A 14,863-nucleotide genomic window follows, 5' to 3' on the forward strand; every position below is an offset into this window, starting at 1 on the left:
TTCCTTCCCCACGGGATTATGATGACGCGAACCGATGCCTTTGCGAGTGGTAAAAAGTAAATGGATGTCATAAGCATCATTATGGCGGCGGGTAAATCATCCGTTGACGTTGCACTGTATACGCTGTTGCCGATTATGGTGATCATGCTGATCATCATGAAATATCTGGAGGTCCGCGGCATCCTCGATGTGATTGTTCGCTGGGTTGCCCCGCTGCTGAAGCCCTTCGGCTTAACCGGGATGAGCGCCTTCGCCCTGATCCAGATTAACTTTGTCAGCTTTGCCGCCCCGCTTGCGACGTTGTCGATTATGGACAAACGCGGCGTCTCGGACCGGCAAATGGCCGCCACGCTGGCCATGGTGTTCGCCATGGGGCAAGGCAACGTCTTTTATCCCCTCACCCCTTTTGGTCTGCACTGGCTGGCCTCGATCGTTATCTCGGTGATCGGCGGGCTGTGCGCGGCCGCCGTCGCCTGGCACGTCACCGGACGGCGCTTATCGGTCGCCGAGAATCCCCGCGCGGAAGCGCTGCCCAACGCCGAGCAAAACAGCCAGGGCATACTGGCGGTGATCAACAGCGCCGGCTCCGACGCCATCCGCCTGGCGCTCGGTGCAGTCCCGATGCTGATCCTGTCGTTAACCATCGTCGGACTGCTGCAGGGCGCCGGGGCCATTGACCTGCTACAGCAGGCGCTGAAGCCGGTACTTGGCTGGCTGCATATCCCGCAGAACTTTGTGCTGCCGGCGCTGGTGAAGTGCGTCGCCGGGGGCACCGCCTACTTTGGCGTCATTTCTGAGCTGATCCAGCAGGGCAAAGTGACCGTCAGCCAGGTCAACGCCTCAGCCGGCCTGCTGATCCAGACCTTTGACCTCCCCGGTATCGGTATTTTTCTCGGCATCAGCTCACGGTTTGTGCGCCTGTTCCGCTTTGTCGTTCCCGCGGCGATCGTCGGCATCCTGCTGCGTACCGTTCTGCACCTGCTCCTGTTTTAACGCCTCTGCTCTGGCCTGCGCTTTCAGGCAGGCCGCCACCGCCGCCTGTTCGCCGCAGGTGATGTGCTCATCGACGCGCGCCAGCATCCACGGAAAGAAAGGATTGGAGGTGACGCGCATTAACGTCTCCAGCCCCACGCTCAGCGTTCCGGTTTCCCCTCGCAGTGAAATGGTGCCCAGGCTGATGCCGTAGCGGTTCTTCTCGTCCGGCTCGCGACCGTACAGCGAGTCGCTCAGGGGAAACGGCACCGCCACATGCGACAGAGAGTACATATCCGCCGGCCAGGCGAGATGCAACGGATAACGATGCTCATCCCGCTCCTGCGCCAGCGTGGTACGGGCGATGGTCTGCAGCGTGTGCGCCGTCGCGTTGGTCACCACCGTAGTGGTATAGGCCCGCGGCGCCGGGGGCAGCAGCGTATTGACTGCCGCATAGAGCGCGGGACGGAACAGGACCCGGAGATCCGCCGCCTGGTTAATGTCGAACACCACCAGCTCGCTGCCGTTATCCGGCAGGTAACGATACAGGGACTCCACCACCGCGCGGGTGCTGACCGTGGAATCCATCACCGACTGAAAGGTCAGGACCGGCGGCAGCGCTTTCAGCTCGCCCTGACGGGACGCGCGGATAATCTGCTGCTGCAGCGCCTGGCTCAATAACCAGGACTGTCTTGCCGCCTTGACCGGAAAGGAGTTGTACTTGAAGGGATTAAACTCAGGCGCCACGTTCAGCCAGGCCGCGCGGGCGAACGCCGGGAAGATGGACGGCAGCCCGGCGAGGCCAGCGAAACGGGCAAACGCGGTCACACCGATCATCGGCGACAGCAGGATAATCTGCTGCGGCTGGCGCAAGTGATTGTCTTCCAGGCTATCAAGAGCATACTTGAGCGCCAGTGCGCCGCCGTTAGAGTAACCGACCAGATGCAGCGGCACGTCCGCCCCGGCCAGGCGCGTCGCTTCGCGCACTGCCAGACGCGTCGCCGCCAGCCAGGTCTCCCAGTCCACCGCCGTTAACGCCCCCGGCGCGGTGCCGTGTCCCGGCAAACGCGGCACCACCGCCACATAACCCCGCTGCTGCCAGAGTTGCGCCAGATAGCGCACGCTGTAGGGCGAATCAGTCAGGCCATGGAGCAGCACCACGCTGCCGCGCGGCTTGCCCTGCGGCAACAGCACAAAAGAACGATTCCAGTCCTGCTTAAACTGCCCCGGCCAGACCCGGCTGTGACGATAAAAGCGGTTGACCGGGGTTTTATCTTCCTCCGGCAAAGCCTCTGTCACCTCGTGCTGGAGATCGGCGAAAATCGTCTTCTCCCGCGCCAGATACTGGGCAAAGGTCGCCTGGTCGATCTCTTCGGCCGACATCTCGTTGGCGCTCCAGGTATGCCAGCGATGCAGGGCCGGGCCACGCTGGGACTCGTAGATCCGCCCGGCGAGAAAGACCACCAGCAGCACCAGTACCGCAATGATCCCTTTTTTTAGCAGTGAGCCAATCACGGCGCCCGACGTTCGCCAGTGGCGTAAAACATGCTTCATGACGCTCCCTCTTATATTTTTCGCGTAGCCGAACTCATCTGCCCTATTCCTGACAGGCTATTTTCACTGTCTGCTTCTCAGCATAGTCATCGGTTCCGGCAAATTAAACCCGGCAGATCATTCATGTTCGGTGAAAAAAAGCCTACCGATGAGATCAACGTTCGGTCGCGTATTTTTAAACACTGTATAAACCAAGGGGATAATCTTATTGTCAGACCTTGAGGAAACATGAATTATCGGCAGGGACGCGATCAGGACAGGAAGATATAGATGGAGTGGTGGGTAAAAAAAGTACGAAAAAATTCAATGACCAGCTCCTGCTGCGTCGTGCTGCAGAGCGGTGCGCTGGAGATGATTGCGGAAATTGAAGCTTGTCGCCTCCACCTGCAGGAAGGCGATAAACTCACTCCGCTGGCCAATGCTCGTTATTGTCTGAATAATAACCCGGCGCAGACGTTGAAGATCCTCAAAGCCACTCATTATAGCAGTGAGCGCTGGGCCAAACTCGGCGGATAAAGAGCACGTCCGGCCCTTAGCCAGTTATAGTCTCAGTATCTTCGCATCCAATATATAAATTCCCCTTCGTCCTTTTCACGCTGTGACATACTATCGGGAATGTCAGCAGACCTGAAACAAGGAGCGAATAATGAATCACAAGGCCGCCAGTCTGACCCCGGAACAAGCGCTTGCCGAGCTGGAAGCGCGCTATGAAGCCTCGGTCACGGCGTTACGCAAGGCCATCGGCGACTATATCGACCATAATACGCTCCCTGATACCGAAGCCCGTGCGGAAGGCCTTTTTGTCTACCCGCAGCTGTCGGTCTCCTGGGACGGCGCCGATCATAAAGCCCTCAAAACGCGCGCCTGGGGACGTTTCACCCATGCCGGTTGCTATACCACCACCATTACGAATCCGAAACTGTTCCGCCACTATTTGCTGGAACAGCTGACCCTGCTGTATCAGGACTATGGCGCGCATATCAGCGTCGAGCTGTCGCAGCATGAGATCCCCTATCCTTATGTGATAGATGGCTCCACCCTGACCCTCGACCGCTCGATGAGCGCTGGTCTGACGCGCTATTTTCCCACCACCGAGCTGTCACAGATTGGCGATGAGACCGCGGATGGCCTGTTCCACCCTACCGAGTTCTATCCGCTGTCGCACTTTGACGCCCGCCGCGTCGATTTTTCGCTGGCGCGTCTGCGTCACTACACCGGCACGCCGGCGGAACACTTCCAGCCCTACGTGCTGTTCACCAACTATACCCGCTATGTGGATGAGTTCGTCAGCTGGGGCTGCAGCCAGATCCTCGATCCCGACAGCCCCTATATCGCCCTCTCCTGCGCCGGCGGGATCTGGATCACTGCGGAAACGGAAGCGCCGGAACAGGCCATTTCCGATCTGGCGTGGAAGAAGCACCAGATGCCAGCCTGGCATCTGATCACCCACGACGGCAAAGGGATCACCCTGATTAACATTGGCGTCGGCCCGGCTAACGCCAAAACCATTTGTGACCATCTGGCGGTACTGCGCCCCGATGTCTGGCTGATGATTGGCCACTGCGGCGGCCTGCGTGAAAGCCAGGCTATCGGCGACTATGTGCTGGCCCACGCCTATCTGCGCGACGACCATGTGCTGGATGCGGTACTGCCGCCAGATATTCCGATCCCCAGCATTGCCGAAGTGCAGCGTGCGCTGTACGACGCCACCAAGCAGGTGAGCGGGATGCCCGGCGAGGAGGTGAAGCAGCGGCTGCGTACCGGAACGGTGGTCACCACCGACGACCGTAACTGGGAGCTGCGCTATTCTGCTTCGGCGCTGCGCTTTAATCTCAGCCGCGCGGTGGCTATCGATATGGAGAGCGCGACCATCGCCGCCCAGGGCTATCGCTTCCGCGTGCCTTACGGCACGCTGCTCTGCGTCTCGGACAAACCGCTGCACGGTGAAATTAAGCTTCCCGGCCAGGCCAACCGTTTCTACGAGGGCGCTATCTCCGAGCATCTGCAGATAGGCATCCGGGCGATCGACCTGCTGCGCGCCGAGGGGGATCACATGCACTCGCGTAAGCTGCGTACCTTCAACGAACCGCCGTTCCGCTAACCGGTGACGCAGAGCTAGAAAGGAAACACGCTGGCGTTCCCCGCAGGGGATCGTCAGTGCCGGGATGAGCGAAACGAACGGCCCGGCGAGAACTTTGGATGTGCGTCCACAGGGAAGCGTGGCGCGCAGAAAAGCAAAAAGCCTGCTCGAAAGCAGGCTTCTTAAATTTGGCTCCTCTGACTGGACTCGAACCAGTGACATACGGATTAACAGTCCGCCGTTCTACCGACTGAACTACAGAGGAATCGTGTGAACGGGGCGCATATTATCGATGACGCCCGGCGCTGTCAAAGCCTGTTTTCAATAAAATGAATCGTTTGCCGAATTATTCTTCACTTTGCGCAAAAAATGGCGTTCATCCCCGCAAACGGCTCAGGTTTCCTCCGACGTGGCCTTCACGCGCGGGTACTTCCACAGCCAGCGACCGCTCACCATGCGGAAGTAAAACAGCACGCCGCGCACCGCCCAGTCGAGCACCATCCCCAACCACACGCCTATCACGCCCATCCCCAGCACGATACCCAGCGTATAGCCCGCCACCACCCGGCAGCCCCACATGCCCAGCATCGACACCCACATGGTATAGCGAACGTCGCGGGCCCCCTTAAACGCGCAGGGTAAGGTCCACGACAGCGACCAGATTGGCATAAACAGGGCGTTGAGCCACAGGAGCTGCTTCACCACCTCTTTCACGTCGTCTTCATGGGTATAGAACGAGGCAATGAAGCCGGCGAACGGGGCGCTGCCCCAGGCGATCAGCGTCAGAATGATCGTCGACAGCCAAAATACGTGCCAGGCCTGGAATTCAGCCTGACCAATCTGCCCTTTTCCCAGCCGCTTACCGGTGATGATCGTCGAGGCGGAGCCGAGGGCGTTGCCCGGCAGGTTAATCAGCGAGGCCACTGAAAAAGCGATAAAGTTGCCGGCGATAACGTTGGTACCCATCCCGGCGACAAACATTTGGGTCAGCAGCTTGCCGCCATTGAACAGGACCGATTCGATACTGGCCGGGATGCCGATCCCCATCACCTCCCAGATAATGGCGAAGTTAAAGGGTTTGAAGTAGCCCTTCAGCGACAGCCTCAGCGCCGGATTGAGACCCACCATCAGCACCCAGATCGTGGCTATCGCGCCAATATAGCGGGCAATGGTCAGCCCAAGACCGGCGCCGACAAACCCCAGCCCCGGCCAGGAGAAGATGCCGTAGATGAGCACGCTGCTGATTAAGATGTTGAGGATATTCATCCCGCCATTGATCAGCAGCGGGATTTTGGTGGTTCCGGCGCCGCGCAGTGCACCGCTACCGATCAGCGCAATCGCCGCCGCCGGATAGCTCAGCGCCGTCAGCTCCAGATAGGTCAGGGCCAGGGCCTTGACCTGCGCAGTGGCGTCACCGGCGACAAAATCAATAATCTCCTGCCCAAAGGCATGGATCACTCCCGCCAGCAAAATGGAAAACAGCGTCATAATGGCCAGCGACTGACGCGCGGCCGCTCTCGCCCGCCGCCGATCGCGCTTGCCAAGGCTAAAAGCCACCACCACCGTGGTGCCAAGATCGATGGCGGCAAAGAACGACATGATCACCATGTTAAAGCTATCGGCCAGCCCCACCCCGGCCATGGCCTCTTTTCCCAGCCAGCTGACAAGGAAGGTGCTCAATACCCCCATCAACAGCACACAGGCATTTTCCAGCAGAATGGGGACAGCGAGAGGGCTGATTTCGCGCCAGTACAGCACACGATAACGCTGACGTTTTTTAAACCAGGATGTCCGTTCGACGGCCTGGCGTACGGCGGAGGTGACGTTCAAGAGAGACCTTAGTGAGAGATGTTGAAACAACATTTCAAATGATGATTGAGAAATGGATATCCTGCAAAGTATTTTTCCTGAATAATTGTCGGAAATGACAACAAATTGTTGATGGAAGCGGCAGTTGCACCTGAACAGGCGAATTGATGTTTGACAAAAGATTTTTCGCCGCTAAGATACGACTCCACACGATTCCTCTGTAGTTCAGTCGGTAGAACGGCGGACTGTTAATCCGTATGTCACTGGTTCGAGTCCAGTCAGAGGAGCCAAATTCTTGTTTTCATGCCGCTTTGCGAATCTCTATGTGATTAAGCTTCAATAAGTTAGCGTGAAAAGTCTTCCCGATGCATTTTCAGTTTTCCCTCCGCATCGGGAGAATTTGGTGGTCAGATTTGGGGTCAAGTTGGTTCGATGACGGAGTGACCCCCAAATGTCTCTTAACGACTCAAAAATCCGCAACTTAAAATCATCCGCAAAACCCTTCAAAGTTTCCGATTCTCACGGTCTGTACCTGCTGGTTAATCCAGGCGGTTCACGTCTCTGGTATCTCAAATATCGTATCAATAAAAAAGAATCCCGCCTCGGCTTAGGTGCCTATCCTGATGTCTCTCTGGCCGATGCTCGTCAACAGCGTGAAGGTATCCGCAAGCTACTGTCTCAGAATATCAATCCAGCACAACAGCGCGCTTCTGAAAGAACCACTTCCTCACCAGAGAAAACCTTCAAGCATGTGGCATTGGAGTGGCATAAAAGCAACCGCTCATGGTCAGAGAACCATGCCATCCGTCTGCTTGCCAGCATGAATAACCATATCTTCCCGATTATTGGACACCTGCCGGTCACAGAACTAAAAACTCGCCACTTCATCGGTCTGCTGAAAGGAATTGAGAAAAAAGGCTTGCTGGAAGTAGCGGCACGAACCCGACAGCATATGTGCAACATCATGCGTCATGCCGTACATCAGGAATTAATAGAGAATAATCCGGCGGCGAATCTTGACGGTATAATCGCCGCGCCCGTTAAACGCCACTATCCTGCCCTTCCGCTGGAGAAACTACCTGAACTGTTGACTCGTATTGAGGATTACAAGCAAGGGCGAGAATTAACCCGTTTAGCAGTATCACTTACTCTGCACCTGTTCATCCGTTCCAGCGAGTTGCGTTTTGCCCGTTGGTCTGAGATCGATTTTAGAAACAAAATCTGGACCATTCCTGCCAATCGCGAGGCTATCCCCGGTGTCCGTTATTCCCGGCGTGGAGCGAAAATGCGCACACCGCATATTGTTCCTCTCTCCAGCCAGTCCATCTCTATTCTGAAACAGATACGGGAAATATCCGGGCATCAGGAACTGGTATTTCCGGGTGATCATAATCCGTATAAGCCCATGTGCGAAAACACGGTCAACAAGGCACTACGGCTGATGGGCTATGACACGAAAGATGAAATTTGCGGTCACGGATTTCGGGCAATGGCCTGTAGTGCTCTGATGGAATCTGGCCTGTGGTCACAGGATGCGGTTGAGCGTCAAATGAGCCATCAGGAGCGCAATAGCGTTCGAGCGGCTTACATTCATAAAGCAGAATATCTCGATGCCCGAAAAGCGATGATGCAGTGGTGGTCGGATTATCTGGATATGTGCCGGAAAGCGTATTTCCCACCTTATATTTGTGGGAAGGAAATCAGTTGCAGAATGGGATAACGCCACTGACAAAATAAACCACAAAATTAGCCGTATCAATCTGTACTGGTACGGCTTTTTTCTTACTTCAATTAGGAGAAATTGTTAAACCGTTTATGAACCTCTTAAGGCAAACGGTTCTGGGTGAATCGAAAGTGTAATGTCCGCTTCTCATACAGAATTATCCACGCAAACGGATTAGTTCTGTTATGAGCTGTGAGATCAACAGGTTGATGCAACTTTTTCCCTAAACAAGGGATAGTCGCGCCAGGTAGTAAAAGTTAATCCTGTACTAGCTCATTTTCTGCCAAAGAAATAAACCCCTATTCCATCTTGTAATTTTCACGTAGCCGATGCTGATAATTTTCCTCGCAGCAGGAACAGTAAAAGCGCGATCATACAGGCAGTTGTCTGTATACCTCCCAGCGTTGCCACTGCGGGGAATGTCATTACAGAACTGAGCCAGGTTGCAGTTGCAGCAGCCCCCATAGTAAGAAAACCAAGCAAAGCGGATGCCAGCCCGGCCTGTTTCCCGAAGGGCCCAAGTGTAATTGCCGTTCCCAATGGATTAGCCAGCCCCATCCCCCAGAGGTACATGACCATCGACAGGGAATACCAGCCTAATCCCGGAGACTCAGGCCCAATCAACAACATGCCACCACCGAGTAACGCAGTAAGAATACCTGCCGAGGTAATAATTTGCGCGCCATAGCGCCGCGCCATTCGAGGGGCCGCCATACCTGCGCCGAAGACCACAAACACTGTGGCGGCAAAGTAAAAACCGACTTGTAATGATGATAACCCTATCCCCTTTATCAGGATTGCAGGTGCGGCACCGAAGGAGGCAAATAAACCGCTCATCAACAGGCTCACCGACAGTGCCGGAAGAAGAAATTTCCCATTCACTGCCAGCCTAAAATACGCAACAACCACGCCCGGAATTGAAACTTGAGCACGCCTTTCAGTTGGATGCGTTTCTCCCAATGTAGCGGTATAAAAAATGGCTACAGCAAAGGCCGCAAGGCCAACGAGGATGAAGATCGCACGCCAGCCTAAAGTGGTGGTCAGCACGCTACCCACCAGCGGTGAAAAACCGGGGGCGGCCGCTGTGGCGATCATGGTCAGAGACAGTGCACGTGCCAGTGTTTCACCATCGAACAAATCACGCGCAATGGCTCGGGCCAGTACTGCAGCGGCACAGACACCTAACGCCTGGATGACGCGTCCGATAATAAGCGTTTCAAGTGAGCCAGCAAGTCCCCCCACGACAGTCCCTACGATGAATATTGACAGCCCTCCCAATATCAGTTTTTTGCGGCCATAGCGGTCTGCCAGCGGACCAACCACTAATTGAGCCAGAGCAAAAGTGATAAAAAAACTGGAAAGCGTAAGTCCCAGTTCACGTGCTGATACCCCTAACTGCTCGCCGATATCCGGAAATGCGGGGAGAATGATATTTGTGGATAAGGTGCTGATAGCCGAGAGTCCCGCCAACAAAACGATAATCTTCCCTGTTAATCGCGGATTTTCAGAGATCTGGTCACATGCCTCAATGCCCCCCGGAAAGCTTTGTGTCTTCATAGTAAAATCTCACCGAAAATTACTGACACACAAATACCACTCTTATCCGTCAGAGCGAGAGCACTACGACAGGAAGATGTTCTGCAACTGGGCTTTTGACCTATATACGTCATCCTCAGATTCCTTAATTTCTCAGTCGACAGGGGAAACCACAGACCATCACCCGGTGACAATGGTCTGTGGTGAGACGATGCGACAAAAGCGATTCACTGATTCGCAGTGGAAACAGGCCTGCCCGGTGTCGAACTTCCACTCTGCGGCTGATTGTGAGGCCGTATCCTAAACCAGATGGCATACATTGCTGGCAGGAACACCAAGGTGATAATGGTGCCACCAAACGTTCCCCCAATCAGGGTATAAGCCAGCGTTCCCCAGAACACCGAGTGGGTCAGCGGGATAAACGCCAGAATGGCCGCCATCGCCGTCAGCAACACCGGTCTGGCCCGCTGCACCGTTGCCTCCACCACCGCATGAAATGGCGGCAGCCCTTCCTGTTCGTTGTGATGGATCTGCCCTATCAGAATCAGGGTGTTACGCATCAGGATGCCCGACAGCGCAATCAGTCCTACCAGCGCATTGATGCCAAATGGCTGGTTAAAGAGCAGCAGCGTGGGCACCACCCCAATCAGCCCCAGCGGCGCGGTGAGGAAGACCATCACCATCGCCGACATCGACCGCACCTGCAGGATAATAATCAACAGCGTCATGGCAATCATGATCGGGAACAGCGGTGCCATCGCCTGGGTGGCTTTCCCAGATTCTTCAATAGAACCCGCCTGCTCAATACGGTATCCGACCGGCAGCGTATCAATGACCGGCTGTAAGGCTTTAGTCATTGCCGTGGAGATATCCGGCGGCTGCAGATTTTCGGCAATGTCCCCCCGCACGGTAATGGTCGGCGTTCGATCGCGACGGCGCAGAACAGGATCTTCCATTTGCACCTCAACCTCCCCGATCTGCGACAGCGGAATGCGCTGGCCGGAAGACCCCACTATGGTGAAACCGGCGATTTTTTCCGGATCAAGCCGGATATCTCCTGCCGCCCGCCCCATCACCTGCACCGAACGGATATCTTCACGTACCGAGGTGATCGGAACCCCTGAAAGCAGGAACTGAAGCTGCTGCGCGACCGCATTCGATGTCAGCCCCACCGCCTGCAGACGATCCTGACTGAGCGTGAAATGGAGCGCCGGTACACGCGGCCCCCAATCTGTGTTGACGGTCCTCATCATCGGGCTGGCCTGCATCACCTTTTCGACCTTGTCTGCAATTTCGCGCAGTTTATCAGGATCCGGCCCCATCACCCGGTAGGCCACCGGATAAGGAGAATACGGACCGAACACCAGTTGGGTCACACGCACGCGCGCCTCAGGTGCCAGGCCGCTGGCCGCCGCTTCACGCAGTCTGAACTTGAGCGCCTCGCGTGCTTCCTGACTGTCCGTCAGCACGACAATTTTCGCAAATGACGGATCGGGCAGCTCAGGCGCCATGGCCAGATAAAAACGCGGTGAACCCTGCCCGATGTAGGACGTGACGATTTTTGCCTCTTTCTGCTTTCTCAGCCAGGCTTCGATTTTCGCCGTGGTGGCGCTGGTCTGCTCAATAGAAGTGCCATAAGGCATCTGCACTTCAACCAGTACTTCCGGGCGGTCAGAGGTCGGGAAAAATTGTTTTTTCACCAGCCCCATGCCGAGTATAGCGACCGTAAAGACGGCAATAACGGTACCGGCGACTATCCACTTGCGCGCGATGACGCGGGTCAGCACCCGGCGAAAACGGTTGTAATGACGGGTGTCGTAAATCGCCGCATGCCCGCCCTCCACCGTTTTGATTTTCGGCAACATTTTCACGCCCAGATAAGGCGTAAACACCACCGCCACAATCCAGGAAGCAATCAGGGCGATACCGACAATCCAGAACATGTTGCTGGTGTATTCACCGGCAGTCGACTGGGCAAAACCGTTGGGCATGAATCCGACGGCGGTGACCAGCGTGCCTGCCAGCATCGGGGCTGCCGTGTGACTCCAGGCATAGGCCGAGGCTTTGATGCGGTCGTAGCCCTCCTCCATTTTCACCACCATCATCTCGATGGCGATGATGGCATCATCGACCAGCAACCCGAGCGCCAGGATCAGCGAGCCCAGGGTAATACGGTCAAAGTTTTTGCCGGAAGCCTCCATCACCACAAAGACAATCGCCAGCGTCAGCGGCACCGCGGCGGCAACCACCACGCCAACGCGCCAGCCCATACTGACGAAGCACACCACCATCACCACCAGCAGCGCGACGAAGAATTTGATCATGAACTCGTCAACGGCGGAGCTGATGTTGACTGACTGATCGGTGACCTTGGTCAGGGTCATGCCCAGCGGCATGCCCTCATTGATGTTGGCCGTTTCCGCATCCAGCGCCTTACCCAAATCCAGACCGTTCCAGCCGTCGCGCATAACGATGCCCAGCAGCAGCGCCGGTTCACCCTGATTGCGGATCAGAAAGGTCGCAGGATCTTCGTAGCCCCGTTCAACGGTTGCCACGTCAGAAAGCTGCAAGGTTCTGCCCTGTACGACGATGGGCGTTTCGCGGATTTTCTCCAGTTTATCGAAGGCGCCATCAAGGCGGATAAAGACCTGCGGCCCCTGGGTATCAATCGAACCGGCGGGCGTCAGGACGTTCTGGCTGTTGAGGGCGGAAAAAATATCCTGAGGCGAAATACCCAGCGTGGCCAGCCGGTCATGCGAGAACGAGACAAAGATGCGTTCGGCCTTTTCGCCGATGATATTGACCTTCTTGACCCCCGGCACATGCAGAATTTGCTGGCGCAACGATTCCGCATCGCGTACCAGCAGTCGCTGTGGCTCCCCTTTGGCCTTCAGCGCAAAGAGCGCAAAGGTCACGTCGGAGAATTCATCATTGACCATCGGCCCGATGACGCCTGCCGGCAGGTTTTTGGTCTCATCTCCCAGCTTCTTACGTGCCTGATAAAACTCTTCCTGCACCTGTGAAGGCGGTGTGCTGTCCTTCAGCGAAAGCATGGTAAAAGCCAGACCGGGACGCGTGTACGTCTCGCTTCGGTCATACCACTTCAGCTCCTGCATACGCTTTTCCAGCGGTTCAGCCACCTGATCCTGCATTTCCTGCGCGGTGGCACCCGGCCAAGCAGAAATAATGGTCATCTGCTTGACCGTAAACGGCGGATCTTCAGCCCGTCCCAGTTCAAAAAACGAAAGAATACCGGCCACGGTAATCAGGATAATCAGGAACAGCGTGATTGAGCGCTCACGCACGGCGAGCGCTGAAAGATTGAATCGCCCCCCGCTCATGGCTGGCTCCTGGCGACGCGGGTGTCGCTTTGTTCGGCCAGGCGTACGGCCTCACCGTCATGCAGCAGATGCGCCCCGAGAGCGACCACCTGCTCTCCCGGCTTAAGGGAACCGGTCACCCTCGCCGCATCGTCCCCCACTCCCTGCACCTGCACGGGCCGCCATGACACTTTGGCCGGCTTACCCGAAATCTCCCAGACTCCCGGCCCTTTGCCCGGATCATAGATGGCCGCTAAAGGCACCTGCATCACCTGGCCCGGTAATTTATCGTCTGCAATATGCAGCGTCACGGTGGATCCCAGCGGGGCATTCGCCAGTGCTCCCTCAAGCACATATCTCGCCTCGAAGGTACGGGTTAGCGGATCTGCCGCATCGGAAAGAAGCCGCAGCTTCGCAGGGACTGCCTGTTTACCCGTACCATACAACGTTGCCTCGGCCTCGCTTCCGGCAGCCGGGCGTAGCGTCTCGGGCAACTGCACGATGGCCTCGCGCTGCCCTGCTCTGGCCAGGCGAACCACCGGTTGCCCGGCACTGACAACCTGGCCGGGTTCAGCCAGCGTTTCCATCACCACGCCGTCGGCATCCGCCAGCAGCACGGCGTAACCCGTCGCGTTTTGCGCCACATTCGCCTGTGCCTGCGCCGCACTGAGTTCAGCTTTGGCCGTGTCGGCGGCGGCTTTTATCTGATCGTAGGCCGAGGCCGACACAGCACCTGAGGCAACCAGCCCGCGGTAACGCGCCTCGTCATCCTTCGTTTGTTTTGCACGAGCCCGTGCCGCCGCGACCGCCTGTTGCTGAGCCTGGGCCTGCAGGCTCAGGTCAACCGGATCCAGACGCATTAATGGCTGGCCGCGTTTAACGGTCTGGCCGGTATCAACCAGACGTTCAAGGATTTTGCCTTGCACTCTGAAACCGAGATCGCTTTGAATTCGGGCGACAACAACGCCGGTAAATGAGCGGGAGACATCGGCAGCACTCACCACGGTCGCAGACCTGACCAGAGGAGGCTGAGTACGGGGATCGTCGGTGACGGAAGTGTCACCACAAGCCACAAGGGCAAGTGGCAACAGGCAAACAGCAAAGGTGGCAGGATTAAGCCTGAGCATGGGTTCCCTTCATTAAGTTAGCAGGAGAGTAACCGCATTCTCAGACCAGTGACCAATAATGTCAATAGTCACAACTCAGGGTGACAAACTTCTCAGTATTAGTGAGGACAGGAGCGCCGCAGCCGCCGGTGCCGTTTCCAGATTGTATTGCAACTGTACCGGACTGATGTAGGGCCGCATGACCAGATATATCGCGTGCGCCGCCTCATCCAGCGGCGTTTTTCGTTCAAACTCGCCCGCCTGCCGCCCTTCTACAATGATTTGCTCAATCAGTGTTCTCAGACGCTCTTCATGAGCCTCTGCCGACGGCCACTTATCCCGCGCCGCCACGGCAGCAATGTCATAAAGCTTGCGATCGTGAAAAAACAAATCACTGCCGGCTTCAGTCAGTGCCTTGAATAAAAGCCGCAATTTTTCGGAGGCCGACGGGGCATCTGCAATCGCTGAATTGACAATCGCCATGATCATCGCCAGCCGGTTAGTGCAGATCACCTCGCCGATCGCCTGCTTGGAATCGAAAAATTTATAGATATAGGATTTTGAAAATCCTATTGATTTAGCCAGTTCTGACACCGTGGTTTTCTCGTAACCAAAATGCCCGAAATGCTCTGTGGCAGCGTCAACGACCTGATCACGCACACTGTGATCCGATGGCCCCCTTAGGGGATGTACATTTATGTGTTTAGTCATTTTTCCAGCTTAGCTCAATGAGCCCTGATTGACAACGAGTGACCATTTGGTA

Annotated in this window: 11 protein-coding genes and 2 tRNA genes; 5 read left to right on the plus strand and 8 right to left on the minus strand. The window is 56.2% G+C overall.

All coding sequences use genetic code 11. The features are described 5' to 3' along the window. Positions 1-60: 60 nt before the first annotated feature. On the plus strand, positions 61-993 hold the full coding sequence (locus SPE70_RS17145; RefSeq protein ID WP_040968705.1) for a nucleoside recognition domain-containing protein: 933 nt from the start codon (positions 61-63) through the stop codon (positions 991-993). On the opposite strand, the gene SPE70_RS17150 is transcribed toward SPE70_RS17145, so the two are convergent. Beyond that, a complete protein-coding gene (locus SPE70_RS17150) occupies positions 904-2,526 on the minus strand; it encodes an alpha/beta hydrolase (RefSeq protein ID WP_136047316.1) in 1,623 nt (540 codons plus the stop codon). The genes SPE70_RS17145 and SPE70_RS17150 overlap by 90 nt on opposite strands. A 270-nt stretch (positions 2,527-2,796) precedes the next feature. Between SPE70_RS17150 and pmrD the strand changes: the two genes are divergently transcribed. Both pmrD and SPE70_RS17160 read left to right on the plus strand, forming a co-directional pair. After that, entirely contained in the window at positions 2,797-3,042 is a 246-nt protein-coding gene (pmrD, locus tag SPE70_RS17155) for a signal transduction protein PmrD (RefSeq protein WP_008804171.1), read from the plus strand. 130 nt (positions 3,043-3,172) lie between these two features. Next, positions 3,173-4,627, plus strand: coding sequence for an AMP nucleosidase (locus SPE70_RS17160; protein WP_008804170.1), 1,455 nt, complete (start codon positions 3,173-3,175; stop codon positions 4,625-4,627). 168 nt (positions 4,628-4,795) lie between these two features. Here the strand turns inward: SPE70_RS17160 and SPE70_RS17165 are convergent. From SPE70_RS17165 to SPE70_RS26450, 3 genes are all read right to left on the minus strand, one after another. Further along, a tRNA-Asn gene (locus tag SPE70_RS17165) sits at positions 4,796-4,871 on the minus strand. Positions 4,872-4,999: 128 nt separating this feature from the next. Continuing rightward, on the minus strand, positions 5,000-6,436 hold the full coding sequence (locus SPE70_RS17170) for an EmmdR/YeeO family multidrug/toxin efflux MATE transporter (RefSeq protein WP_016161429.1): 1,437 nt from the start codon (positions 6,434-6,436) through the stop codon (positions 5,000-5,002). A gap of 8 nt (positions 6,437-6,444) precedes the next feature. After that, positions 6,445-6,624, minus strand: a complete 180-nt coding sequence (locus SPE70_RS26450; RefSeq protein ID WP_219163281.1) for a DUF5951 family protein — start codon at positions 6,622-6,624, stop codon at positions 6,445-6,447. A 5-nt stretch (positions 6,625-6,629) separates the two neighbouring features. On the opposite strand from SPE70_RS26450, the gene SPE70_RS17175 reads away from it, so the two are divergent. Continuing rightward, positions 6,630-6,705: transfer RNA gene (locus tag SPE70_RS17175), tRNA-Asn, on the plus strand. A 161-nt stretch (positions 6,706-6,866) separates the two neighbouring features. Next, positions 6,867-8,135 carry a tyrosine-type recombinase/integrase gene (locus tag SPE70_RS17180; RefSeq protein ID WP_324726349.1) on the plus strand — a complete coding sequence of 423 codons (1,269 nt, stop codon included), beginning with the start codon at positions 6,867-6,869 and terminating at the stop codon, positions 8,133-8,135. 321 nt (positions 8,136-8,456) lie between these two features. On the opposite strand, the gene SPE70_RS17185 is transcribed toward SPE70_RS17180, so the two are convergent. From SPE70_RS17185 to SPE70_RS17200, 4 genes are all read right to left on the minus strand, one after another. Further along, on the minus strand, positions 8,457-9,695 hold the full coding sequence (locus SPE70_RS17185) for a multidrug effflux MFS transporter (protein WP_324726350.1): 1,239 nt from the start codon (positions 9,693-9,695) through the stop codon (positions 8,457-8,459). Positions 9,696-9,901: 206 nt separating this feature from the next. After that, a complete protein-coding gene (locus tag SPE70_RS17190) occupies positions 9,902-13,015 on the minus strand; it encodes an efflux RND transporter permease subunit (RefSeq protein WP_324726351.1) in 3,114 nt (1,037 codons plus the stop codon). Next, a complete protein-coding gene (locus SPE70_RS17195) occupies positions 13,012-14,121 on the minus strand; it encodes an efflux RND transporter periplasmic adaptor subunit (protein WP_324726352.1) in 1,110 nt (369 codons plus the stop codon). Before SPE70_RS17195 ends, SPE70_RS17190 begins: the two co-directional genes overlap by 4 nt. A 75-nt stretch (positions 14,122-14,196) precedes the next feature. Next, positions 14,197-14,811: a TetR/AcrR family transcriptional regulator gene (locus SPE70_RS17200; RefSeq protein WP_324726353.1), complete on the minus strand. Its 615-nt coding sequence runs from the start codon at positions 14,809-14,811 to the stop codon at positions 14,197-14,199. Between the last annotated feature and the right edge of the window lie 52 nt (positions 14,812-14,863).

Origin of the sequence: Klebsiella sp. ZJOU C1 (assembly GCF_035620215.1) — a bacterium.
GTDB classification, from domain to species: Bacteria; Pseudomonadota; Gammaproteobacteria; order Enterobacterales; family Enterobacteriaceae; genus Klebsiella; species Klebsiella variicola.